General features: G+C 73.3%; 18 protein-coding genes and 1 riboswitch. Of the genes, 11 read left to right on the forward strand and 7 right to left on the reverse strand.

The features are described from left to right. Positions 1-75 precede the first annotated feature (75 nt). Positions 76-1314: a citrate synthase gene (locus ACTT8P_RS06275; protein ID WP_442830521.1), complete on the reverse strand. Its 1239-nt coding sequence runs from the start codon at positions 1312-1314 to the stop codon at positions 76-78. Between the two features lie 188 nt (positions 1315-1502). On the opposite strand from ACTT8P_RS06275, the gene ACTT8P_RS06280 reads away from it, so the two are divergent. After that, positions 1503-2666 (forward strand): citrate synthase, encoded by a 1164-nt coding sequence (locus ACTT8P_RS06280; RefSeq protein ID WP_442830522.1) that lies wholly within the window; start codon positions 1503-1505, stop codon positions 2664-2666. Positions 2667-2806: 140 nt separating this feature from the next. Here the strand turns inward: ACTT8P_RS06280 and ACTT8P_RS06285 are convergent, their stop codons facing one another. Beyond that, on the reverse strand, positions 2807-3043 hold the full coding sequence (locus ACTT8P_RS06285) for a hypothetical protein (RefSeq protein WP_361163038.1): 237 nt from the start codon (positions 3041-3043) through the stop codon (positions 2807-2809). Positions 3044-3213: 170 nt separating this feature from the next. Next, on the reverse strand, positions 3214-3741 hold the full coding sequence (locus ACTT8P_RS06290) for a DUF6082 family protein (RefSeq protein ID WP_442830523.1): 528 nt from the start codon (positions 3739-3741) through the stop codon (positions 3214-3216). 283 nt (positions 3742-4024) lie between these two features. On the opposite strand from ACTT8P_RS06290, the gene ACTT8P_RS06295 reads away from it, so the two are divergent. After that, positions 4025-5167, forward strand: coding sequence for a CobW family GTP-binding protein (locus ACTT8P_RS06295; protein ID WP_442830524.1), 1143 nt, complete (start codon positions 4025-4027; stop codon positions 5165-5167). Here the strand turns inward: ACTT8P_RS06295 and ACTT8P_RS06300 are convergent. Then, a complete protein-coding gene (locus ACTT8P_RS06300; protein WP_442830525.1) occupies positions 5164-7620 on the reverse strand; it encodes a DNA gyrase/topoisomerase IV subunit A in 2457 nt (818 codons plus the stop codon). The two genes, ACTT8P_RS06295 and ACTT8P_RS06300, sit on opposite strands and share 4 nt — an antisense overlap. A gap of 430 nt (positions 7621-8050) precedes the next feature. On the opposite strand from ACTT8P_RS06300, the gene ACTT8P_RS06305 reads away from it, so the two are divergent. The 4 genes from ACTT8P_RS06305 to ACTT8P_RS06320 all read left to right on the forward strand — a co-directional run bounded on the left by ACTT8P_RS06305 (position 8051) and on the right by ACTT8P_RS06320 (position 12813). Beyond that, positions 8051-9406, forward strand: coding sequence for a M16 family metallopeptidase (locus ACTT8P_RS06305; RefSeq protein ID WP_442830526.1), 1356 nt, complete (start codon positions 8051-8053; stop codon positions 9404-9406). Further along, on the forward strand, positions 9403-10791 hold the full coding sequence (locus ACTT8P_RS06310) for a M16 family metallopeptidase (RefSeq protein WP_442830527.1): 1389 nt from the start codon (positions 9403-9405) through the stop codon (positions 10789-10791). Before ACTT8P_RS06305 ends, ACTT8P_RS06310 begins: the two co-directional genes overlap by 4 nt. A gap of 202 nt (positions 10792-10993) precedes the next feature. After that, positions 10994-11154, forward strand: a riboswitch (cyclic di-AMP (ydaO/yuaA leader). A gap of 12 nt (positions 11155-11166) precedes the next feature. After that, positions 11167-11931: a M23 family metallopeptidase gene (locus ACTT8P_RS06315; RefSeq protein WP_442830528.1), complete on the forward strand. Its 765-nt coding sequence runs from the start codon at positions 11167-11169 to the stop codon at positions 11929-11931. A gap of 186 nt (positions 11932-12117) precedes the next feature. Beyond that, a complete protein-coding gene (locus tag ACTT8P_RS06320; RefSeq protein ID WP_442830529.1) occupies positions 12118-12813 on the forward strand; it encodes a GntR family transcriptional regulator in 696 nt (231 codons plus the stop codon). Positions 12814-13005: 192 nt separating this feature from the next. Here ACTT8P_RS06320 and ACTT8P_RS06325 read toward each other — a convergent pair whose 3' ends face one another. Continuing rightward, on the reverse strand, positions 13006-13287 hold the full coding sequence (locus tag ACTT8P_RS06325) for an HPr family phosphocarrier protein (protein WP_361163054.1): 282 nt from the start codon (positions 13285-13287) through the stop codon (positions 13006-13008). A gap of 160 nt (positions 13288-13447) precedes the next feature. Between ACTT8P_RS06325 and ACTT8P_RS06330 the strand changes: the two genes are divergently transcribed. The 4 genes from ACTT8P_RS06330 (at position 13448) to ACTT8P_RS06345 (ending at position 18856) form a co-directional block, all read left to right on the forward strand. Further along, positions 13448-16276 carry a bifunctional acetate--CoA ligase family protein/GNAT family N-acetyltransferase gene (locus ACTT8P_RS06330; RefSeq protein ID WP_442830530.1) on the forward strand — a complete coding sequence of 943 codons (2829 nt, stop codon included), beginning with the start codon at positions 13448-13450 and terminating at the stop codon, positions 16274-16276. 101 nt (positions 16277-16377) lie between these two features. Next, entirely contained in the window at positions 16378-16974 is a 597-nt protein-coding gene (locus tag ACTT8P_RS06335) for a DUF5998 family protein (protein WP_215170084.1), read from the forward strand. Next, the gene (locus tag ACTT8P_RS06340) at positions 16974-18164 is read left to right on the forward strand and encodes an alkaline phosphatase family protein (RefSeq protein ID WP_442830531.1); all 1191 of its coding nucleotides are present in this window, start codon (positions 16974-16976) and stop codon (positions 18162-18164) included. The genes ACTT8P_RS06335 and ACTT8P_RS06340 overlap by 1 nt, the downstream gene beginning before the upstream one ends. A gap of 41 nt (positions 18165-18205) precedes the next feature. After that, a complete protein-coding gene (locus ACTT8P_RS06345) occupies positions 18206-18856 on the forward strand; it encodes a thymidine kinase (RefSeq protein ID WP_442830532.1) in 651 nt (216 codons plus the stop codon). A 9-nt stretch (positions 18857-18865) separates the two neighbouring features. On the opposite strand, the gene ACTT8P_RS06350 is transcribed toward ACTT8P_RS06345, so the two are convergent. Continuing rightward, positions 18866-19672 (reverse strand): VOC family protein, encoded by an 807-nt coding sequence (locus ACTT8P_RS06350; RefSeq protein WP_442830533.1) that lies wholly within the window; start codon positions 19670-19672, stop codon positions 18866-18868. Positions 19673-19924: 252 nt separating this feature from the next. On the opposite strand from ACTT8P_RS06350, the gene ACTT8P_RS06355 reads away from it, so the two are divergent. After that, a complete protein-coding gene (locus ACTT8P_RS06355) occupies positions 19925-20776 on the forward strand; it encodes a sulfurtransferase (protein ID WP_442830534.1) in 852 nt (283 codons plus the stop codon). A 93-nt stretch (positions 20777-20869) separates the two neighbouring features. Here ACTT8P_RS06355 and sepH read toward each other — a convergent pair whose 3' ends face one another. Continuing rightward, positions 20870-21919 carry a septation protein SepH gene (gene sepH, locus ACTT8P_RS06360; RefSeq protein ID WP_442830535.1) on the reverse strand — a complete coding sequence of 350 codons (1050 nt, stop codon included), beginning with the start codon at positions 21917-21919 and terminating at the stop codon, positions 20870-20872. Positions 21920-22263: the final 344 nt, after the last annotated feature.

Genomic DNA, 22263 nt, shown 5'->3' on the forward strand with positions numbered 1-22263 from the left:
GCCGCACTCGGACAGCCGCCGGTGGAGTGACGTCGGTGGAGTGACGCCGGCGCCGGTACCCGCCCGGGGGCCGGGCTACTCGGGCAGCGGCCGGGGCGGGCGCGGCCCCACGTACAGCCCGCTCGGCCGCATCCGCAGCGGCCGTTCCGCGTACTCCTCCAGGGCGTGTGCGATCCAGCCCGCCGTACGGGCCACCGCGAAGATCGTCTCGCTCGCCGAGGACGGCATGCCGCAGGAGACGGTCAGTGCGGCGAGCGCCAGGTCGACGTTGGCGTGCAGCGGGGTGTGCCGGGCCGCGGTGGCGACGACGTCCTGGGCCGCCGACAGTACGGGCGCGGCCCGGGGGATCTCCGCCAGGAGGGCGAACAGGGCACGCGCGCGGGGATCCTCGCCCGGGTACAGGCGGTGCCCGAGCCCGGGGATCCGGCGCCCCGCCCGCAGCTCCTCCGCGACCACCGGCGCCGCGCTGCCCCGGTCGAGCACGTCGGCCAGCATCCGGTGGGCGAGGCCGCCGGCCGCGCCGTGCAGCGGCCCCTCGAGCACGCCCAGCCCCGCGGACACGGCGGCGTACGGGTGCGCCCGGGCCGACGCGGCGACCCGCACGGCGAGTGTCGAGGCGGCCAGGTCGTGGTCGGCGAGCAGGGCGAGGGCGGTGTCCAGCGCCTCCAGCGACTCCTCGTCGGCGGGCAGCGCGCTGAGCCGTGTCCACAGCCGGTGGGCGATCCGCTGCTGCCCGGCGGGTTCGCGCGACACCGGCGGAAGGGCGGCGACCAGGGTGGGGACGAGGGTCCGGGCGGTGCCGAGCACGGCCTCCTCGGTCAGGTCGAAGCGCAGCGGGTCGGCGGTCGCGGCGGCGATGGCGGCGACCCGCAGCCGGTCGGTGGGCCCGGTGTGCTCGGGCAGGGCGTCGGCGGCGCGGCGGGCGACGGCGACGGAGGCCGCGGGCGCGGTGAAGACGGCCCCGGGGTGCGGCCGCCCGGTCCACAGCCACTCGGCGACCTCCTCGTAGCTGTGCCGCCGGGCCAGGTCGACCGCGTCGACGCCCCGGAAGTAGAACCGGTCCCGGTCGATGAGCGTGAGGTGCGTCCGTACGGCCGGTTCGCCGCCGGGCGACGGGCCGGCGTCGCCCTCGCGCCGGTTGCGCCGGGCCAGGGCCCGCACCTCCTTGGCGTCGAAGGTGCTGCCCCGGCCGCCCGGAACCCGCCGGCTGCCGAGTAGACCGCGGCTGACGTACGCGTACACGGTCTCCGGTTTCACGCCGAGCAGTTCGGCGGCCTCCTTGGTGCTCAGCCGGCCGGGCTCCTGATCGCGCATGGAGGTCACCGTATCCACCTTCGTCCCTCACTCGATACCGCTGATATGCATTGACTGAATCAATATTGACACAGCACCAATCAATTATGGACAGTCACATCAATACAAGGAAGAGGCCACGAAGAAGAGGCCACGAAGAAGAGGCCACGAAGAAGAGGCCATGCGGAAGAGGCCACGAGGAGGAGCACATGTCCCGAAACACGTCCGCGCACCTGACCGAGGTGCCGCGAGGGCTCGCGGGAGTCGTCGTCACCGACACCGAGATCGGTGACGTACGCGGAACCGAGGGCTTCTATCACTACCGCCAGTACTCCGCGGTCGAACTCGCCGAGACCCGCGGCTTCGAGGAGGTCTGGCACCTGCTGGTCCACGGCGACCTGCCGGACGCGCCGCGCGCCGCCGCGTTCGCCGCCGAGACCGCCGCCCTGCGCCGGCTGCCCGCCGAGGTGCGGGCGGCGCTGCCCGCCGTCGCGGCGGCGCAGGGACGCTCGGGCCCGCTCACCGGCATGCGTACGGCCCTGTCCCTGCTGGGCGCGGCGCGCGGCTTCCGCCCGGTGTACGACATCGACGCCGGCCGCCGCCGCGCGGACACCCTCGTCGCGGTCGCCGCCGTCCCCACGCTGCTCGCCGCGCTGCACCGGCTGGGGCAGGGCCAGGAACCCGTTGAGCCGCGCGAGGACCTGCCGTACGCGGCGAACTACCTCTACATGCTCACCGGCAGCGAGCCGGACCAGCGGCGGGCCCGGGCGATCGAGCAGTACCTGATCTCCACCGTCGACCACGGTTTCAACGCCTCGACGTTCACCGCGCGGGTCATCGCCTCGACCGGAGCGGATGTCGCGGCCTGCCTCGCGGGCGCGGTGGCGGCGCTGTCCGGGCCGCTGCACGGCGGAGCGCCGAGCCGCGCCCTGGACACCCTGGACGCGATCGGCGCGCCCGACCGCGTCGACGGCTGGATCCGCGAACGCGTCCTGGCGGGCGAGCGCATCATGGGGTTCGGCCACGCCGTCTACCGCACCGAGGACCCCCGTTCCCGGATGCTGCGCGAGGTGGCCCGGGGATTCGGCGGCCCCCGCGTCGAGTTCGCCGTCAAGGTGGAGCGCCGGGTCGAGGCCGTCCTCGCCGAACTGAAACCGGGCCGGGAACTGCACACGAACGTGGAGTACTACGCGGGTGTCGTCATGGAACTCTGCGGTCTGCCCCGCGAGATGTTCACCCCGACCTTCGCCGCGGGCCGGGTCGTGGGCTGGAGCGCCCACATCCTGGAGCAGGCCGAGGACACGAAGATCATCAGGCCGTCGGCGCGGTATGTGGGGCCGGGGGTGGCGGTGCGGGCGGATGCCCGGGGCTGAGGAACGCGTGCGGCCTGGTGCCGTGTTCCGGCGCCAGGCCCAGGCGGTGGAGGGCCGAGCAGGGACGGGGTGCCGGGCTGCTCGCCGGAAGGTCCGGCCCGGCCGACGGTGGTGCGGCCGGCCGGCGGAGCGAGCGGTGCTCAGGCGTCGGGGATGTCCGCCTTGGCACGGATCAGGGTTTCCCGGCTCACGACGACGATGCGTTCGTAGTCGGCGCGGGCGGCGTCGGCGGGCAACTCGCGTTCCAGCGCCTCGGTGGCCTCGGTGCCGATGACGGCGAAGTTGCCGTCACTCAGTTCGAACAGGTCGGGACAGGTGGATCCCGAGGCACTGCCCCGCGCGCTGGGAGGCACACCGATGCGGCGCACGATCTTCAAAGGTACTGATCCTTAGGTGCAGAGGGACTGAATGAAGCAGTATCGACCACACGCTACTGGTGCCGCGGAGGCGGGAGTGACCGGATGGTCGAAGACACTCCGTCGTGTCCTCCGCGCGTATGTGTTGACCTGCGGCGCCGCAGGTTGCCGCCAGCCGGTCCGGGCGGCTTTCAGACGACCCACCACTCATCGGTGTCGGCCTCGTCGAGTTCCTTCACGAGGTCGTCGACGAGCCGCCCGAGCCGGGCCTCCTCCGCCCCGTTGAGGGCCGCCCGCGGGCGTTTCGAAGCCTCCCAGTACTCACGGAAGATCGGGTTCTGGAGGAACTCCCGCAGATGCCCGGAGAACTCCTCGTCTCCGATCAGCCCCGCTCGATGGATGTGATACAGGTTCACGTACCACGCGTTGGCGTAGAAGAACTGACGGCGCCGCTCCGCCGGGATGCTCTTGTCGTAGGTGTCGATGACGTCGGCCAGGGACGGATCGTCGATCGCCCGCATCAGCAGTTCCCAGTGCATGAGCTGCTGGTGCGCCAGTGACTTGCGACGGATCGCCAACTCCTCCAGTTCCAGCTCTCGTTCCCGCTGCCGGGCCTCCACTCGCCGCCGGCGCGCGGCCAGTGTCAGCGCGGCCGTGGCGAGCAGCAGACCGGCCGTGGTGGAGCCGAGCCCTCCTGCACTGTCTTTCCGTGTGACCATGTCAACCCCCGATTCACGCAACCGTCCGCCGGTCGTCGCGTGCGGGGCGGCTGACGGGGACCGGCGAGCGATAGGCGGCGCTTGCCACCTCCAGAGTGCCGAGCGGCTCTGATCGGCGGGGAGGCGGAGAGGCGGCGCACGGAGGGAAGCGGGGTCGCACGCACCGGCGCCTTCTCCAACGTCTGCCCCCTGCACGCTGCTAACAATCGTTCACTTCGAGGCGTTTCCGGGACTCGTATCCTGAGGCTGCACACGGTCCGGCAGGCGTGAGAGAGGCAGCACATTGGGGCAGAGTCCGACCCCGCGGGTACCGACCCGGCAGATCCCGGTGGTCATCCTCGCCGGATTCCTGGGTTCCGGGAAAACCACGCTCCTCAACCACCTGCTGCACCGCTCCGGCGGCAGCCGCATCGGCGCGATCGTCAACGACTTCGGTGCCATCGAGATCGACGCCATGGCGGTGGCCGGCGCGCTCGGCGACTCCACCGTCTCGCTCGGCAACGGCTGCCTGTGCTGCGCCGTCGACCCCGGTGAACTGGACGTCTACCTGGCCCGGCTGGCCCGCCCGGAGACCGGCGTCGACGTCGTCGTCATCGAGGCCAGCGGCCTGGCCGAGCCCCAGGAACTGGTGCGCATGCTGCTCGCCAGCGAACTCCCGGGGATCGTCTACGGCGGCCTGGTCGAGGTGGTCGACGCCGCCGAGTTCGACGACACCCGGGCCCGGCACCCCGAGATCGACCGGCATCTGGCCCTCGCCGACCTAGTCGTGGTCAACAAGCTCGACCGGGCTCCGGACGGCGGCCAGCGGGTACTCGACCTGGTCGGCTCGCTCACCGACCGGGCCGCCGTCGTCCCGGCCGGCTACGGCCGGATCGATCCCGAGTTCCTCTTCGACTGCCGGCCGGCCGAGGAGCGGGTCGGGCAGCTGTCCTTCGACGACCTGCACGACCACACCGCGCCCGGCGGGCACGCCGACCATCTGCACGCCGCCTACGACAGCCTGTCGTTCGTCTCCGACGTCCCGCTGGACCCGCGGCGCCTGATGCGGTTCCTCGACAGCCGGCCCGAGGGCCTGTACCGGATCAAGGGGTACGTCGACTTCGGCCCGTACGACGCGCACAACCGGTACCTCGTGCACGCCGTCGGACGCTTCCTGCGCTTCTACCCGGAGCCCTGGCCGCCCGCCGGCTCCGGCCCCGGCGCCGAACGGCTGACCCAGCTCGTCCTGATCGGCACCGGCATCGACGCGCCCGCCCTCACCAAGGAACTCCAGGAGTGCGTGCGCCCCGCCCCGCACGCCGACGAGCACGGCATGTGGGGCGTCCTGCGCTACGTACAGGGACCGGCGGACGACCCGGACCCCGACGGCGGAGCGGAGCCCGATCCCTGCTCGGACCCCGACCCCGACCCCGACCCCGACCTTTAGGCCGGTCCGGCCACCACCGCCACCGTCTTCGGCAGGGACACGCCCGAGCCGTCGCGGCGCGGGTCGGTCTCCGGGAGCTGGGCCGGTGTGCCGTTCTTCTGCGCGGCCCGGGTCGGCGTGGGACCTGCCCAGGCCAGGGCCAGGCAGTCCTCGCCCTTCAGGAACCGCTGGCAGCGCACCCCGCCGGTGGCCCGGCCCTTGCGCGGATACTGGTCGAACGGCGTCAGCTTGGCCGTGGTCTGCACCGAGTCGTCCAGCGTGCCGCGCGAGCCCGCCACGGTGAAGACCACCGCGTCCGCCGCCGGGTCGACCGCCGTGAACGAGATGACCTTGGCGCCCTCGGTGAGCTTGATGCCGGCCACCCCGCCGGCCGGCCGGCCCTGCGGACGGACCTGCGACGCCTGGTAGCGCAGCAGTTGGGCGTCGTCGGTGATGAAGACCAGGTCCTCCTCGCCGGTGCGCAGCTCGACCGCGCCGACGATCCGGTCGCCCTCCTTGAGGGTGATGACCTCCAGCTCCTCCTTGTTGCCCGGATAGTCGGGCACCACTCGCTTGACGATGCCCTGTGCCGTGCCGAGCGCGAGCCCCGGCGAGGACTCGTCGAGCGTGGTCAGGCAGACCACCGTCTCGTCGTCCTCCAGGGAGACGAACTCCGCCAGCGGCGCGCCGCCCGACAGGTTCGGCGGGGACATGTCCGCCGGCAGCTGGGGCAGGTCGACCACGTTGATCCGCAGCAGCCGCCCGGCCGACGTCACCACGCCGAACTCACCGCGGGCCGTGGCCGGCACCGCCGAGACGATCAGGTCGTGCTTGACCCGCTTGGCGCCGCCGTCCGAGGCGAACGGCTCGCCGTTGGCCGTACGGGCCAGCAGTCCCGTCGAGGAGAGCAGCACCCGGCACGGGTCGTCCGCCACCTGGAGCGGCACGGCGGCGACCGGGGCGGACGCCGACTCCAGCAGGACGGTCCGGCGGTCGGTGCCGAACTTCTTGGCCACCGCGGCCAGTTCCGCCGAGACCAGCTTGCGCAGCTCCGTGTCGGAATCCAGGATGCGGGTCAGCTCCTCGATCTCCGCGTTGAGCCGGTCCTTCTCGGCCTCCAGCTCGATGCGGTCGAACTTGGTGAGCCGACGCAGCGGCGTGTCCAGGATGTACTGGGTCTGCACATCGCTCAGCCCGAAGTGCTCGATCAGGCGCTCCTTGGCCTGCGCGGAGTTCTCGCTGGAGCGGATGAGGCGGATCACCTCGTCGATGTCGATCAGCGCGGTGAGCAGGCCCTCGACCAGGTGCAGCCGGTCACGGCGCTTGCCGCGGCGGAACTCGCTGCGTCGCCGCACCACGGTGAACCGGTGGTCGAGATAGACCTCCAGCAGCTCCTTCAGACCCAGGGTGAGGGGCTGGCCGTCCACCAGGGCGACGTTGTTGATGCCGAAGGACTCCTCCATCGGCGTCAGCTTGTAGAGCTGCTCCAGGACCGCCTCCGGCACGAAGCCGTTCTTGATCTCGATGACCAGGCGCAGTCCGTGCTCGCGGTCGGTGAGGTCCTTGACGTCCGCGATGCCCTGGAGCTTCTTCGCGCCCACCAGGTCCTTGATCTTGGCGATCACCTTCTCCGGGCCGACCGCGAAGGGCAGCTCGGTGACGACCAGGCCCTTGCGGCGGGCGGTCACCGTCTCCACGGTCACCGACGCGCGGATCTTGAACGTGCCGCGGCCCGACGCGTACGCGTCCCGGATGCCCGGCAGTCCGACGATCACGCCGCCGGTGGGCAGGTCGGGGCCGGGGACATGCTTCATCAGGGCTTCGAGATCGGCGGCGGGGTACCGGATCAGGTGCCGGGCGGCGGCGATGACCTCGCGCAGGTTGTGCGGCGGCATGTTGGTGGCCATGCCGACGGCGATCCCGGAGGCGCCGTTGACCAGCAGGTTGGGGAAGGCGGCGGGCAGCGCCTGCGGCTCCTGCTCCTGGCCGTCGTAGTTGGGGGCGAAGTCGACGGTGTCCTCGTCGATCGACTCCGTCATCAGGCCGGCCGCCTCGGCCATCCTGCACTCGGTGTACCGCATGGCGGCGGGCGGGTCGTCGTTGCCCAGCGAGCCGAAGTTGCCGTGGCCGTCGACCAGCGGGACGCGCATCGAGAACGGCTGGGCCATGCGGACCAGGGCGTCGTAGATCGACGCGTCGCCGTGCGGGTGCAGCTTGCCCATCACCTCGCCGACGACGCGGGCGCACTTGACGTAGCCGCGCTCGGGCCGCAGCCCCATCTCGTTCATCTGGTAGACGATGCGGCGGTGCACCGGCTTGAGCCCGTCGCGTGCGTCCGGCAGGGCACGGGAGTAGATGACCGAGTACGCGTACTCGAGGAACGAGCCCTGCATCTCGTCGACGACGTCGATGTCGAGGATCTTCTCCTCGAACGGATCGTCGGGCGGCGGGGTCTTCGTACTACGGCGGGCCATCGCTGCCGGCTCCTTGCTGAAGCGTGAACGGTGAACGGTGATCTGACGCGGTCCATTGTGGACCGCGGCACTGACAGCGACCGACCAGGACCCGTCGCGGGCGCCCGGCCCGGTGCTGCCCGCAGGGTACGCCCTCACCCCCGCCGACCTGACGCGCACGCCGGTGCGCCCCTGCCGGCCGCCTGCCCGACCACGACCGCCTCCTCGGCCCGGGGCCGGCCTTCTGGCCCCCGGGGCACCCCTCCCCCGTCAGCTCCCCCCGCCCCACCGCCGGAGGCGCTCGCTCTCGGCGTACCCGCGGCGGGAACTTCTCCGGTGCTCCGCGCGCTTGCATACAGTGGCAGGATCGGTAGGAATTCCGCAGTTCCGACCAGTGATTCGGTTCGGACCAGCGATTCCACCCAAGGTTTCCGCGATCGAAGGGACGTACATGCCCATGGGTCACACGGCCACCGCCGAGGCAGGCTCCGGCGGGCTGACAGCGACCGAGTACCGCCTGGCCAACGGCCTGCGCGTGGTGCTCTCCGAGGACCACCTGACCCCGGTCGCGGCGGTGTGCCTCTGGTACGACGTCGGCTCCCGCCACGAGGTCAAGGGCCGTACCGGTCTGGCTCACCTTTTCGAGCACCTGATGTTCCAGGGCTCCGCCCAGGTCAAGGGCAACGGCCACTTCGAACTGGTGCAGGGCGCCGGCGGCTCCCTCAACGGCACCACCAGCTTCGAGCGCACCAACTACTTCGAGACCATGCCCACCCACCAGCTGGAGCTCGCCCTCTGGCTGGAGGCCGACCGCATGGGCTCGCTGCTCGCCGCCCTCGACGACGAGTCGATGGAGAACCAGCGCGACGTCGTCAAGAACGAACGCCGCCAGCGCTACGACAACGTGCCCTACGGCACCGCGTTCGAGAAGCTGACCGCCCTCGCCTACCCGGCGGGCCACCCCTACCACCACACCCCGATCGGCTCCATGGCCGACCTGGACGCGGCCACCCTGGAGGACGCCCGCGCGTTCTTCCGTACGTACTACGCGCCCAACAACGCGGTGCTGTCCGTGGTCGGCGACATCGACCCCGAGCAGACCCTCGCCTGGGTGGAGCGGTACTTCGGCTCCATCGCCTCGCACGACGGCAAGCCCGCCCCCCGGGACGGCGCGCTGCCCGAGGTGATGGGCGAGCAGGTGCGCGAGGTCGTCGCGGAGGAGGTCCCGGCCCGCGCCCTGATGGCCGCCTACCGCCTGCCGCACGACGGCACGCGCGCGTGCGACGCCGCCGACCTGGCGCTCACCGTCCTCGGCGGCGGCGAGTCCTCCCGCCTCTACAACCGCCTGGTGCGCCGCGACCGGACCGCCGTCGCGGCCGGCTTCGGCCTGCTGCGGCTGGCCGGCGCCCCCTCGCTCGGCTGGCTGGACGTGAAGACCTCCGGTGACGTCGAGGTGCCGGTCATCGAGGCCGCCATCGACGAGGAGCTGGCCCGGTTCGCCGAGGAGGGCCCCACCGCCGAGGAGATGGAGCGGGCCCAGGCCCAGCTGGAGCGCGAGTGGCTGGACCGGCTCGGCACGGTCGCCGGACGCGCCGACGAACTGTGCCGCTACGCCGTCCTGTTCGGCGACCCGCAGCTCGCCCTGACCGCCGTACAGCGGGTCCTGGAGGTGACGCGGGAGGAGGTCCAGGAGGTCGCCAAGGCCCGCCTGCGCCCCGACAACCGCGCGGTGCTCGTCTACGAGCCCACCGCCCCGGCGGCCGACGCCGACGACGCCACCGACGAGAACGAGGAGGCGGCCAAGTGACCGAGCTGGCCACCATGGAATTCCACCCGCGGCCGCAGGCCGGCGAGCCCAGGCCCTGGGCCTTCCCGGCCCCCGAGCGCGGCACCCTCGGCAACGGTCTGACGCTGCTGCGCTGCGACCGCCCCGGCCAGCAGGTCGTGGCCGTCGAGGTGTTCCTGCGGGCGCCGCTGGACGCCGAGCCGGCCGGCCTGGACGGTGTCGCCACCGTCATGGCGCGGGCCTTCTCCGAGGGCACCGACAAGCACACCGCCGAGGAGTTCGCCGCCGAACTGGAGCGCTGCGGGGCCACCCTGGACGCGCACGCCGACCACCCCGGCGTCCGCCTCAGCCTCGAAGTGCCCGTCTCCCGCCTCGCCAAGGCGCTCGGTCTGGTCGCCGACGCGCTCAGGGCGCCCGCGTTCGCCGACAGCGAGATCGAGCGCCTGGTGCGCAACCGGCTCGACGAGATCCCGCACGAGCTGGCCAACCCCGCGCGCCGGGCCGCCAAGGAACTCTCCAAGGAGCTGTTCCCGGCGGACTCCCGGATGTCCCGCCCGCGCCAGGGCACCGAGGAGACGGTGGCGGGCATCGACTCGGCGGCCGTCCGCGCCTTCTACGAGAAGCACGTACGCCCCGCCACCGCCACCGCCGTGGTGGTCGGCGACCTCACCGGCGTCGACCTCGACGCGCTGCTCGCCGACACCCTCGGCTCGTGGACCGGCTCGGCCGCCGAGCCGCGCCCGGTGCCGCCGGTGACCGCCGACGACACCGGCCGGGTCGTCATCGTGGACCGCCCCGGCTCGGTGCAGACGCAGCTGCTGATCGGCCGCACCGGCCCGGACCGGCACGACAGCGCCTGGCCCGCCCAGGTGCTCGGCACGTACTGCCTGGGCGGCACCCTCACCTCCCGCCTGGACCGGGTGCTGCGCGAGGAGAAGGGCTACACCTACGGCGTCCGGTCCTTCGGGCAGGTGCTGAGGTCGGCGCCCGACGGCACCGGCGCCGCGATGCTCGCCATCAGCGGCTCGGTCGACACCCCGAACACCGGGCCGGCCCTCGACGACCTGTGGAAGGTGCTGCGCACGCTCGCCGAGGGCGGCCTCACCGACGCCGAGCGGGACGTCGCCGTGCAGAACCTGGTGGGCGTCGCGCCGCTGAAGTACGAGACCGCGGCGGCTGTCGCGGGCACCCTGGCCGACCAGGTCGAGCAGTACCTGCCCGACGACTACCAGGCGGCGCTGTACCAGCGGCTCGCCGCGACCGGCACGGTGGAGGCCACCGCGGCAGTGGTGAACGCCTTCCCGGTGGACCGGCTGGTGACCGTCCTGGTGGGCGACGCGGCGCAGATCAAGGCGCCCGTCGAGGCGCTCGGCATCGGCGAAGTCACGGTCGTGAGCGCTGAGTAGCGCCACGCGCGCGCGGGGCGGCTCCGGTGACTGTTCTGTCACCGGAGCCGCCCTATGTCCGAATAGGGCAATTTAATACAGAGGTTGCCTGTCTGCCCTGTGGGATGAGCAACAAAAACCCTGTTGCGTTTGAGTCTTGAACGGACGCCCGCTTAGCGTCTCCCCGGCTGTTCGTCAGGCAGTGCGCCGCACCCGCGGCACCGGACAGTCATCGCCGAGTCCCCGTACGGCGCGAGCCAGGGGAGCCGGGGACCCACCGTCCCTGGGGTGAATCGGACGCCCGCGCGGAAGCGAGGGGGCCCGTAGGAGACCTTCCTGCTCCGAACCCGTCAGCTAACCCGGTAGGCGAGAGGGAAGGAAAGGACCAGCCTCTACATGGCGTTCACGCGCGCCACCGGGAAGCACCGTCGTCCCGGCCGGATCCACCGCAGCACCGTCCGCGCGGCGGGTGTCGCGACCCTCACCACCACCGGCGTCCTGGGCACCCTCGCGGCCCCCGCGCTGGCCGCCGAGCCGTCCCCCGAGGACACCGGCCTCATCCCCGTCATCACCCTCGGCGACTCGGTGGCCGAGAAGGTCGGCGCCCAGGCCGCCGCCCAGCGGCAGGCCGCCGAGGACGCCGCCGCCCGGGAGCAGGCCGAGGCGGACGCCCGGCAGCGGGCCGCCGAGGCCGCCGAGCAGGCCCGCGAGGCCAAGGAGCGCGCCGCCCGCGCGGCCGAGCGCGAGCGCCTGACCACCTACGTGGCGCCCATCAGTGCCTCCTACGTCTCCACCGCCTACCGGGCCAGCAGCGGCCTGTGGTCCTCCGGCACCCACACCGGCATCGACTTCCACGCCGCGTCCGGCACCACCGTCCACGCGGTCGGCGCCGGCACCGTCGTCGAGGCCGGCTGGGGCGGCGCGTACGGCAACCAGGTCGTGATCAAGATGCACGACGGGACGTACACGCAGTACGGCCACCTGTCGTCCATCGGGGTCTCGGTCGGCCAGACGGTCGACCCCGGCGAGCAGATCGCCCGCTCCGGCGCGACCGGCAACGTCACCGGACCGCACCTGCACTTCGAGGCCCGCACCGGCCCGGAGTACGGCTCGGACATCGACCCGGTGGCCTACCTCCGCTCCCACGGCGTCACCGTCTGACCCCGCACTCCCCTTCGAAAGCCCCGGCTCCCCGAGCCGGGGCTTTCGGCGTTAAAGGTGACCAAAAACAGCCCAAGAACAGCCACCGAAACCGACCCCCCATCGGAAAGTGCGGCGCATTGCAATAGAGTCACTGAACACGCGTCAATCGTCGACGTTTCACGGGGATTAAGGCGGAGGTCGGTCATGCGTATTCCGGCGCACTCGGTATGCACGGCGATCCGGGACGACATCGTCGCCGGTGTCTACGAGCGCGGCAGCCGGCTCACCGAGGAACTGCTCGCCCGCCGCTACGGCGTCTCCCGCGTCCCGGTGCGCGAGGCCCTGCGGACCCTGGAGGCCGAGGGCTTCGTGGTGACCCGGCGGCACGCGGGCGCGTGCGTGGCCGAACCGACCGAGCAGGAGGCCGCCGACCTGCTGGAGATGCGGCTGCTGCTGGAACCGCTCGGCGCCGCCCGGGCCGCCCAGCGGCGCAGCGAGGCCCATCTGAAGGTGCTGCGCGGCCTGGTGCGGCTGGGCCAGGAGCGGGCCAGGCGGGGCAACAGCGACGACCTGCGCTCGCTGGGCGGCTGGTTCCACGAGACGCTCGCCCAGGCGGCCGGCAGCGCGTCCCTGACCACCACGCTGACCCAGCTGCGGCACCGGATCGCCTGGATGTACGCCGTGGAGGCGCCGGCCAGCCCGGCGGACACCTGGGCGGAGCACGGTGCGATCGTCGACGCGGTGGCCCGGGGCGACGGCGAGCGGGCCCGGTCGCTCACCGCGCTGCACACCGAGCGGTCCACGGCCGCGCACCGGCTGCGCTTCGCCGCGGCCGCCGACCGCGCGGAGCGTGTGAGGAACTCGCAACGTGCCGTAAACATGCCGAGCCTGCGTCATTAACACGGCCGCCGTATACAAAGAGGAGCTATTCGGCGAGACCTCGGCGGGGTCTATTTCCGCTGCCTATTTGTCGTGACCCGGCGGATGCTTTCGCCAGAGGTCCGGTGAATTCCCGGCGTCCGTGCGCGGAAATACGGAAGCCGCGCCGGCCCCGAAGGGCCGGCACGGCTTCACCGTGTTGCGCGCGGTGGCTCAGACGGTTTCCGGAAGCTCCTCGAGCCCCTCGGCGACCAGCTTCGCCAGCCGCTCCAGCGCGGCGTCCGCGCCCTCGGCGTCCGAGGCCAGGACGACCTCCTCGCCGCCCTGGGCGCCCAGCCCCAGCACGGCCAGCATGGAGGCCGCGTTGACGGGGGTGCCGTCGGCCTTGGCGATCGTCACCGGCACGCCGGTGGCCGTGGCGGCTCGGACGAAGATGGAGGCGGGGCGGGCGTGGAGACCCTCGGCCCAGCCGACGTTGACGCGGCGCTCAGCCATGTGTTGCTGCCCTTCAGGTGATCAGGGTTGTCTGGATCACGGTTGTCTGCACCAAGGTTGTCTAGACCAGTGATCGGTACCAGTGTTCCATACGGTGTCCCCCCAGACTGCCCCAGTCGGCCCCGAGCCGTTGTCGTACCCGCGCCGTACGCTGGGCCTCATGGAGACCGTGCCGGACCGGCAGGAGTACCCCGCCCACTGGGAGGCGGACGTGGTGCTGCGCGACGGCGGCACCGCGCGGGTGCGTCCCATCACCGCCGCCGACGCCGAGCGCCTGGTCAGCTTCTACGAGCAGGTCTCGGACGAGTCGAAGTACTACCGCTTCTTCGCGCCCTACCCCCGGCTGTCCGCCAAGGACGTGCACCGCTTCACCCACCACGACTTCGTGGACCGGGTGGGGCTCGCGGCCACGGTGGGCGGCGAGTTCATCGCCACCGTCCGCTTCGACCGGATCGGCCCCGACGGCGCGCCCGCGCACGCCCCGGCCGACGAGGCCGAGGTCGCCTTCCTGGTCCAGGACGCCCACCAGGGCCGCGGGGTCGCCTCCGCGCTCCTGGAGCACATCGCCGCGGTCGCCCGGGAGCGCGGCATCCGCCGCTTCGCCGCCGAGGTGCTCCCCGCCAACACCAAGATGATCAAGGTGTTCACGGACGCCGGGTACACCCAGAAGCGCAGCTTCGAGGACGGCGTGGTCCGCCTGGAGTTCGGTCTCGAACCCACCGACCGCTCGCTCGCCGTGCAGTACGCGCGCGAGCAGCGCGCCGAGGGCCGTTCGGTACGGCGGCTGCTCGCCCCCGGCTCCGTCGCGGTGGTCGGCGTCGGCCGCACCCCCGGCGGCGTGGGCCGCTCCGTCCTCGACAACATCCGGAACGCCGGCTTCACCGGCCGGCTGTACGCGGTGAACCGCGCCTTCGACAAGGAGCGCGCGGAACTCGACGGGGTGCCCGCGCACCGCTCCGTACAGGAGATCGACGCACCCGTGGACCTCGCGGTCGTCGCCGTCCCCGCCGAGCAGGTCCCCGAGGCCGTCGCCGACTGCGGGCGGCACGGCGTACGGGGACTGGTCGTGGTCTCCGCCGGATACGCCGAGAGCGGCCCCGAGGGGCGCGACCGGCAGCGCGCCCTGGTGCGGCAGGCGCGCGCGTACGGCATGCGCATCATCGGCCCCAACGCCTTCGGGATCGTCAACACCGCACCCGGGGTCCGGCTCAACGCCTCCCTCGCCCCCGAGATGCCGCGCCCCGGCCGGATCGGGCTGTTCGCCCAGTCCGGCGCCATCGGCATCGCCCTGCTCTCCCGGCTGCACCGGCGCGGCGGCGGGGTCACCGGCGTGACCGGCGTCTCGACGTTCGTCTCGTCCGGCAACCGCGCCGACGTCTCCGGCAACGACGTCATGCAGTACTGGTACGACGACCCGGACACCGACGTCGTCCTGATGTACCTGGAGTCCATCGGCAACCCGCGCAAGTTCACCCGCCTCGCGCGGCGCACGGCGGCGGTCAAGCCGCTGGTCGTGGTGCAGGGCGCCCGGCACGGCGGCGCCGCGCCGCAGGGCCACGCGGTGCGCGCCACCCGGCTGCCGCACGCCACGGTCTCCGCCCTGCTGCGGCAGGCCGGCGTGATCCGCGTCGACACCATCACCGAGCTGGTCGACGCGGGGCTGCTGCTGGCCCGGCAGCCGCTGCCCGCCGGGCCCCGGGTGGCGATCCTGGGCAACTCGGAGTCGCTGGGCCTGCTCACCCACGACGCCTGCCTGGCCGAGGGGCTGCGGCCGCTGCCCCCGCTGGACCTGACCACGGCCGCGGCCCCGGCGGACTTCCGGGCGGCACTGGCCCGGGCGCTGGCCGACGACGCGTGCGACGCCGTGGTGGTGACCGCGATCCCGGCCCTCGGCGAGGGCGCGGCCGGCGACGCCGCTCTGGCCGAGGCCCTGCGCGCGGCCACCGTCGAATCGCCCGCCAAGCCGGTCCTGGTGGTCCACGTGGAACTGGGCGGCCTGGCGGAGGCCCTGTCGGCGGCCACCAGTACGGCTCCGCAGGCCCGGACGAGCGCGGTCGCCCAGTCGGACACCGGGGAAGCGCCCGCCCCGGCCGACGGACCCCCCGCCCCGCAACCCCCCGACGGCACCCACCTCATCCCCGCCTATCCCGCCGCCGAGCGGGCCGTCCGGGCCCTCGCGCAGGCCGTCGCCTACGCCCGCTGGCGGCGCGACACCGCGGAGCCGGGCAAGGTGCCGGAGTACGAGGCCGTCGACGAGAAGGCCGCCGCCGAGCTGATCGGCGGCCACCTCGCGCGCGGCGCGGGGCTCACCCTCGGCGACGAGCAGACCTGCGAGCTGCTCGCCCGTTACGGCATCCACGTCCACCGCACCCTGCCCGCCCCCACCCCCGACGCGGCCGTGGCCGCTGCCCGCGCCCTCGGCCGGCCGGTCGCCCTCAAGGCCACCGCCCCGCACCTGCGCCACCGCGCCGACCTGGGCGGCGTCCGGCTGGACCTGGCGGACGAGGAGCAACTGCGCCGGGCGTACGAGGAGCTGACCGACCTGTTCGGGACGCCCGCCGAGCTGCGCCCGGTGGTGCAGGCCATGGCACCGCGCGGCGTCGACACCGTGGTGCGGGCCGTCATCGACCCGGCGGCCGGCGCCGTGCTCTCCTTCGGACTGGCCGGCGCCGCCACCCAGCTGCTCGGCGACATGGCGCACCGGCTGGTCCCGGTCACCGACCGGGACGCGGCATCACTCATACGTTCGATACGCACCGCTCCGCTGCTCTTCGGCTGGCGCGGCTCGGACCCGGTGGACACCGCCGCCCTGGAGGAACTGCTCCAGCGCGTCTCCCGCCTGGTCGACGACCACCCGGAGGTCGTCGCCGTCACCCTGGAACCGGTGGTCGTCGCCCCGCGCGGCCTCAGCGTCCTCGGCGCCTCGGTGCGCCTGGCCCCGCCGCCCGCCCGGGACGACCTCGGCCCGCGCACGCTCCCGGCGTACTGACCGCCCCGCCCGACCGCCCCCGCGAGGAAGCGGCCGGCGGAACCGGCCGGCGGAACCGGGACGGCCACGACCGTGCCGGGCAGTCAGTGGGCCCCCGTAGGATGGACGGCATGGCCAAGACCAGTACGACGACCCAGGGGCTGCGTGCGGCGATCGAGCGCAGCGGCTACTACCCGGCCCTCGTGGCCGAGGCGGTGGAGGCCGCCGTGGGCGGCGAGCCCGTCCGGTCGTACCTGGTCCACCAGGAGACCACGTTCGACCAGAACGAGGTGCGGCGGCACGTGACCGTGCTCGTCCTCACCGGCAACCGCTTCATCGTCAGCCACACCGACGAGCAGGCCGCCGACGACACCTCCCCGTCCCCCTACGCCACCACGTCCACCGAGTCCGTCAAGATCGGCCGGATCTCGTCCATCGTGGTCAGCCGGGTGGTCGCCAACCCCGAGCAGTACAAGCCGGGCACGCTGCCCCGCGAGATCGTGCTGACCATCGGCTGGGGCGCCGTCGCCCGCATCGACCTGGAGCCCGCCGCCTGCGGCGACCCCAACTGCGAGGCGGACCACGGCTACACCGGCAGCTCGACGGCCGACGACCTCAGCCTGCGGGTCAGCGAGGCCGGCGACGGCCCGGAGACGGTGCGCCAGGCCCTCGCCTTCGCCCAGGCGCTCTCCGAGGCGACCGCGGACACCGCGCACTGATGTCCCAGTCCACCGCCTGGGACATCCCCGAACCGCTCCCCGTCGACTCCGCGCCCGTCCCCGAGTACGGCACCGGCTCGCTCGCCGACCTGCTGCCCACGCTCGCGGCCGGCCTGGCCGTCCCCGGCATGACCGCGGCGATCGAGGAACTGACCCCCGCCGACCGGAACTGCGTCTTCCTGATCGACGGCCTCGGTTGGGAGCAGTTGCGCGCCCACCCCGAGTACGCCCCCTTCCTGACCTCCCTCCTCGGCAGCTCGCGCGGCGGCACCGGACGTCCGGTCACCGCCGGATTCCCGGCGACCACCGCCACCTCGCTGGCCTCCGTCGGCACCGGCCTGCCGCCCGGCGCGCACGGCCTGCCCGGCTACACCGTCCGCGACCCGGCCACCGGCGAGCTGATGAACCAGCTCCGCTGGCAGCCCTGGACCGACCCGCACCTCTGGCAGCCCCGCCCCACCGTCTTCCAGCTCGCCCACGCCGCGGGCGTGCACGCGGTGCAGGTCTCCGCCCCCGCCTTCCAGCACACCCCGCTGACCAAGATCGCGCTCAGCGGCGGCACCTTCCTGGGCCGCGAGTCCGGCGAGGACCGCATGGACCTGACCGCCGAGCAACTGGCCGGCGCCGACCGCGCCCTGGTCTACACGTACTACTCGGAGGTGGACGGCGCCGGCCACCGCTTCGGCGTCGACTCCGACACCTGGCGCGGCCGGCTCTCCCAGGTCGACCGGCTGGTCCAGCGGCTGGCCGAACAGCTCCCGCCGCGCACCGCCCTCTACGTCACCGCCGACCACGGCATGGTCGACGTGCCCTTCGACGAGGAGCACCGCGTCGACTTCGACGCCGACTGGGAGCTGCGGGCCGGCGTCGCCCTGCTCGGCGGCGAGGGCCGCGCCCGGCACGTCTACGCCGTACCCGGCGCCCACGACGACGTGCTGGCCTGCTGGCGCGAGGTGCTCGGCGAGCAGTTCTGGATCGCCTCGCGCGACGAGGCGATCGAGGCGGGCTGGTTCGGCCCGCGGGTGGAGCAGCGGGTGTACGACCGGCTCGGCGACGTCATCGCCGCCGCCCGGGACGACGTCCTGCTCATCGCCTCCGACCGGGAGCCCAAGGAGTCGGCGATGGTCGGCAACCACGGCTCGATGACCCCGGCCGAGCAGCTCGTCCCGCTCCTCGAAGTACGCTCCTGAACCGCCCTGCCGTCCCGTTGCCGAAAGGTGCTCAACCCCTCATGCCCGAGCTGGTCTTCTTCTCCGGAACGATGGACTGCGGGAAGTCGACCCTGGCCCTCCAGATCGAGCACAACCGCTCCGCGCGCGGCCTGGCCGGCATGATCTTCACCCGGGACGACCGGGCCGGCGAGGGCAAGCTCTCCTCCCGGCTCGGCCTGGTCACCGACGCGGTCGAGGTGGCGGACGGCACCGACCTGTACGCGTACCTCGTCGACCACCTCTCGCAGGGCGGCCGGGCCGACTACGTGATCGCGGACGAGGCGCAGTTCCTGGCGCCGGACCAGATCGACCAGCTGGCCCGCGTCGTCGACGACCTCGACCTGGACGTCTACGCCTTCGGCATCACCACCGACTTCCGCTCCAAGCTGTTCCCCGGCTCCCAGCGCCTGGTCGAACTCGCCGACCGGGTCGAGGTCCTCCAGGTCGAGGCCCTGTGCTGGTGCGGCGCCCGCGCCACCCACAACGCCCGCACGGTCGGCGGCGTCATGGTGGTCGAGGGCGCCCAGGTGGTCGTCGGCGACGTCGACCAGTCTCTGGACGAGGTGGGGTACGAGGTGCTGTGCCGCCGCCATCACCGGCGCCGCATGACCAGCGCCTCGGCCCGGGCGGCGGCGCTGTCACCGGACGTGCTGCCGGTACCGCCCGGCTGACGGCCCCGGTCACCCCGGCGGGCGCTCCAGCAGCGCGAACCGCGCCCCCTCCCGGTCCGCCACCATCGCCACCCGCCCCAGGTCGCCCTCCCGCACCCCCTCCAGGACCCGCCCGCCCAGCCCGGCCACCCGCCGCACCGCCTCCGCCACGTCGGCCGTCTCGAAGTACGTCACCCAGTGCGGCCCCCGGCCTGGGGGCAGCGCGTCGCCCACGCCGCGGACGCCGGCGACCGGACGGCCGTCGACATGCAGGGTGACGTAGTCGCGGCCGGTGGCGGGCACCGCCTTCTGCGTGTGGCCGAACGCCGTCACGTAGAACGTGGCGACGCCCGCCGCCGTGTAGGTGACCAGCTCGTTCCAGGCGGGGGTGCCCGGCACCCCGGTGACGGCCGTGCCCAGGTGGGCCGCCGCCTGCCAGACGCCGAAGACGGCGCCGGACGGGTCGGAGGCCAGCAGCATCCGCCCGGCCTCGGCCGCGTCCAGTGGTCCCACGGCGACCGTGCCGCCGCACGACCGCACGGCGCCGGCCGTGCGGTCCACGTCGTCGGAGGCCAGGTACGGCGTCCAGGCGACGGGCAGCTGCCGGCCCGGGGGCAGTTGTCCGATGCCGGCCACCTCCCGGCCGTCGAGCAGGGCCCGCGCGTAGGGGCCGAGCTGCTGGGGGCCCGGCTGGAACTCCCAGCCGAACAGCGCTCCGTAGAACTCCTCGGTCGCCTCCAGGCCGTGCGCCATCAGACTCACCCAGCAGGGTGTGCCGGGGATGCGCAGGGTGGTGTCATCGCCGTCGTGGCCGGCCCGTCCCCGTGACTCGGTCATCGTCGCTCTTCTCTCGGCCCCTCGCGGTGGCCGGTCGCTTCCGCACTGACGGACCCCCCGGCCGTACCGGCACCCGTCCCGGAGCTGAGCGTGTCAGCCCGCCGCGCTGTCCGTTTCCGGGCGCTGGTTGACGAAAGCCGATCGGCTGTACAGCATGTGCCCGATTTTGTACGCCCCGTGATCGGGGCTGCCCGGCGGGCAGGTTAACCCGACATCGACGCGTCGGCCAGCCGGTGCGTCAGGATGGTGGCCATGAACGCCATCATCTCCGCTTCCGACCTCGCGAGCGACCTGGCGGGGGCGGCGCCGCCGGTCCTGCTCGACGTCCGCTGGCAGCTGAGCGCGGCCAAGGCGGCCGGCGCGCCGCCGTTCGACGGCCGGGCCGCGTACGCGGCCGGTCACCTGCCCGGCGCGGTCTACGTCGACCTGGACCGGGAACTCGCCGCCGCGCCCGGTCCGGGCGGCCGGCACCCGTTGCCGGATCTGGCCGAGTTCGGTGCCGCGATGCGCCGGGCGGGCGTGTCGGCCGGGCGGCCGGTCGTCGTCTACGACGGCGGCCAAGGCTGGGCGGCGGCCCGCGCCTGGTGGCTGCTGCGCTGGACCGGTCATCCGGACGTGCGAATCCTGGACGGCGGACTGGCCGCCTGGTCGGGCCCGCTCGCCATCGACGTCCCGGCGCCCGCACCCGGCGACTACGAGCCGGTCCCGGCCGCCGCCGGTCTGCTCGACGCGGACGGCGCCGCCGAACTGGCCCGCACCGGACTGCTCCTCGACGCCCGCGCGGGGGAGCGGTACCGGGGCGAGGTCGAGCCGATCGACCCGGTCGGCGGCCACATCCCGGGCGCGGTGTCGGCCCCGACGGCCGAGAATGTCGCGGCGGACGGGCGGTTCCGCCCCGCCGACGAACTCCACGCCCGTTTCAAGGAACTGGGCGCCGCCGGGGACGTCCCGGTGGGCGTGTACTGCGGCTCGGGCGTCTCCGCCGCCCACGAGGTGCTGGCCCTCGCGGTGGCGGGCATTCCGGCCGCGCTGTACGTGGGGTCCTGGTCGGAGTGGTCGGCGGACCCGGAGCGCCCGGTGGCCGTGGGCCCCGACCCGAACTGAGGAACAACGGGTAAGGGCCGCTCTCCTGGAGAGCGGCCCTTACCCGTACGTCCGAAGGGCATCCGAGGGACGTCCGAAGGGCCGAGGGGCCGTCTACTCCTGCTTCTTGCGCCGCGTGCCGAACACGATCTCGTCCCAGCTGGGGACCGCTGCCCGGCGTCCGGGCCGGACCCCGTCGGCCTCGGCCTGCCGGTCGGTGGAGCCGACCAGCCGGTCCCGGTGGCTGCCCACCGAGCGCGGCATCAGCACATCGGCGTACGCGGAGCCCGCGCCGGCCGACGCGGCGGGCGCCGGGGGCTCCTCGGCCTCCGGTTCCTCGGGCGGTTCCTCCACCGGCTCGGGCGCGGTGACCGGGCGCTCGGGCACGACCAGGTCGCCCCGGAAGCTCGGCACCGCCTCCAGCAGGCTGGTCAGCGAGTCCCGTTCGCTCTCCTCGGCGACGGGCTCGGCCGGCTGGGGCGGCAGGCTGGGCCGCTCCCGCTCCCGGTCACCGGGCCGGTCCAGCGGACGGTCGCGCGGCAGCCGGGCGATGCGCGGCACGAAGGGGAAGCTCGGCTCGGGCGCGGCGAGGTCGTCGGACTCGCCGATCAGCGCGCGCGCCTCGTCGTCGACGGCCTGCACCAGCCGCCGGGGCGGGTCGTAGGTCCAGCTCGCCGAGTGCGGTTCGCCCGCGACCAGGTAGACCAGCAGGACTTCCCAGGTGCCGTCGTCGCGGCGCCAGGAGTCCCACTGGACGGTGTCCTTGTCGGCGCCGCGCAGCAGCAGCCGCTCCTGGACGGCCTCGCCGAGCGGCGGGCCGGAGTTCTCACCGGGGCGGCGGACGGGGGTCTTGCGGGCCCGCTCCGCCATGAAGGCGCGTTCGGCGAGGACGGGGCCCTCGAACCGGCGCACCCGGTCGACGGGGATACCGGCCATCTGGGCGACCTCTTCGGCCGTCGCGCCGGCTCGTATCCGCGCCTGGATGTCTCGGGGGCGGAGATGGCTCTCCACCTCGATCTCGATCTGGCCGAGGCGGGGCCGGTCGCCGCGTACGGCGGCGCGAAGACGCTCGTCGATCGGAAGCGTGTACTCCGTCGCGTCGGCAGCCTTCAGCACCAGCCGTGTGCCGTCATTCGAGACGGCCACGACACGCAGTTCGGGCATGGGGACCTCCCGGGTGGTGCCTGCCGACGTCACGTGCGTCGCTGCTTCCGCTCTGTCGAGTGTGGCCTGCCCGGGTGCAGCCTGCCACAACCTTGCCGAGTTGCCCGGCGTGTCGGGCGGGGGCCCTGGATCGCCGTTATGGCACGGTTACCTGTTCGCAACGCTAAGTGACCGTATCAGTCACCCAGTGCAACTAGCCCCCTCCCGGCGGTCCTTGCGGGCCCTGAACCCCCTGACGGGAGACCGGACCCAGGGCTCGCAACAGTACTCCATTCGGGCCACGTGCGTGGATCGCCGCGCCGCCGACTTCTGCCGGGAACCCTTCCCGTGGCGTACTTCACGCA

The sequence above is a fragment of the Streptomyces sp. JW3 genome, from assembly GCF_052216785.1.
In the GTDB taxonomy this organism is placed as follows: domain Bacteria; phylum Actinomycetota; class Actinomycetes; order Streptomycetales; family Streptomycetaceae; genus Streptomyces.

Excerpts from the sequence above, each read along its gene's own strand:
- sepH (WP_442830535.1), bottom strand. The coding sequence starts at position 21,919 with ATGCCCGAACTGCGTGTCGTGGCCGTCTCGAATGACGGCACACGGCTG.
- ACTT8P_RS06275 (WP_442830521.1), bottom strand. The coding sequence starts at position 1,314 with ATGCGCGATCAGGAGCCCGGCCGGCTGAGCACCAAGGAGGCCGCCGAA.
- ACTT8P_RS06315 (WP_442830528.1), top strand. The coding sequence starts at position 11,167 with ATGGCGTTCACGCGCGCCACCGGGAAGCACCGTCGTCCCGGCCGGATC.
- ACTT8P_RS06280 (WP_442830522.1), top strand. The coding sequence starts at position 1,503 with ATGTCCCGAAACACGTCCGCGCACCTGACCGAGGTGCCGCGAGGGCTC.
- ACTT8P_RS06325 (WP_361163054.1), bottom strand. The coding sequence starts at position 13,287 with ATGGCTGAGCGCCGCGTCAACGTCGGCTGGGCCGAGGGTCTCCACGCC.
- ACTT8P_RS06305 (WP_442830526.1), top strand. The coding sequence starts at position 8,051 with ATGCCCATGGGTCACACGGCCACCGCCGAGGCAGGCTCCGGCGGGCTG.
- ACTT8P_RS06335 (WP_215170084.1), top strand. The coding sequence starts at position 16,378 with ATGGACGGCATGGCCAAGACCAGTACGACGACCCAGGGGCTGCGTGCG.
- ACTT8P_RS06330 (WP_442830530.1), top strand. The coding sequence starts at position 13,448 with ATGGAGACCGTGCCGGACCGGCAGGAGTACCCCGCCCACTGGGAGGCG.
- ACTT8P_RS06320 (WP_442830529.1), top strand. The coding sequence starts at position 12,118 with ATGCGTATTCCGGCGCACTCGGTATGCACGGCGATCCGGGACGACATC.
- ACTT8P_RS06345 (WP_442830532.1), top strand. The coding sequence starts at position 18,206 with ATGCCCGAGCTGGTCTTCTTCTCCGGAACGATGGACTGCGGGAAGTCG.
- ACTT8P_RS06355 (WP_442830534.1), top strand. The coding sequence starts at position 19,925 with ATGAACGCCATCATCTCCGCTTCCGACCTCGCGAGCGACCTGGCGGGG.
- ACTT8P_RS06290 (WP_442830523.1), bottom strand. The coding sequence starts at position 3,741 with ATGGTCACACGGAAAGACAGTGCAGGAGGGCTCGGCTCCACCACGGCC.
- ACTT8P_RS06350 (WP_442830533.1), bottom strand. The coding sequence starts at position 19,672 with ATGACCGAGTCACGGGGACGGGCCGGCCACGACGGCGATGACACCACC.
- ACTT8P_RS06300 (WP_442830525.1), bottom strand. The coding sequence starts at position 7,620 with ATGGCCCGCCGTAGTACGAAGACCCCGCCGCCCGACGATCCGTTCGAG.
- ACTT8P_RS06340 (WP_442830531.1), top strand. The coding sequence starts at position 16,974 with ATGTCCCAGTCCACCGCCTGGGACATCCCCGAACCGCTCCCCGTCGAC.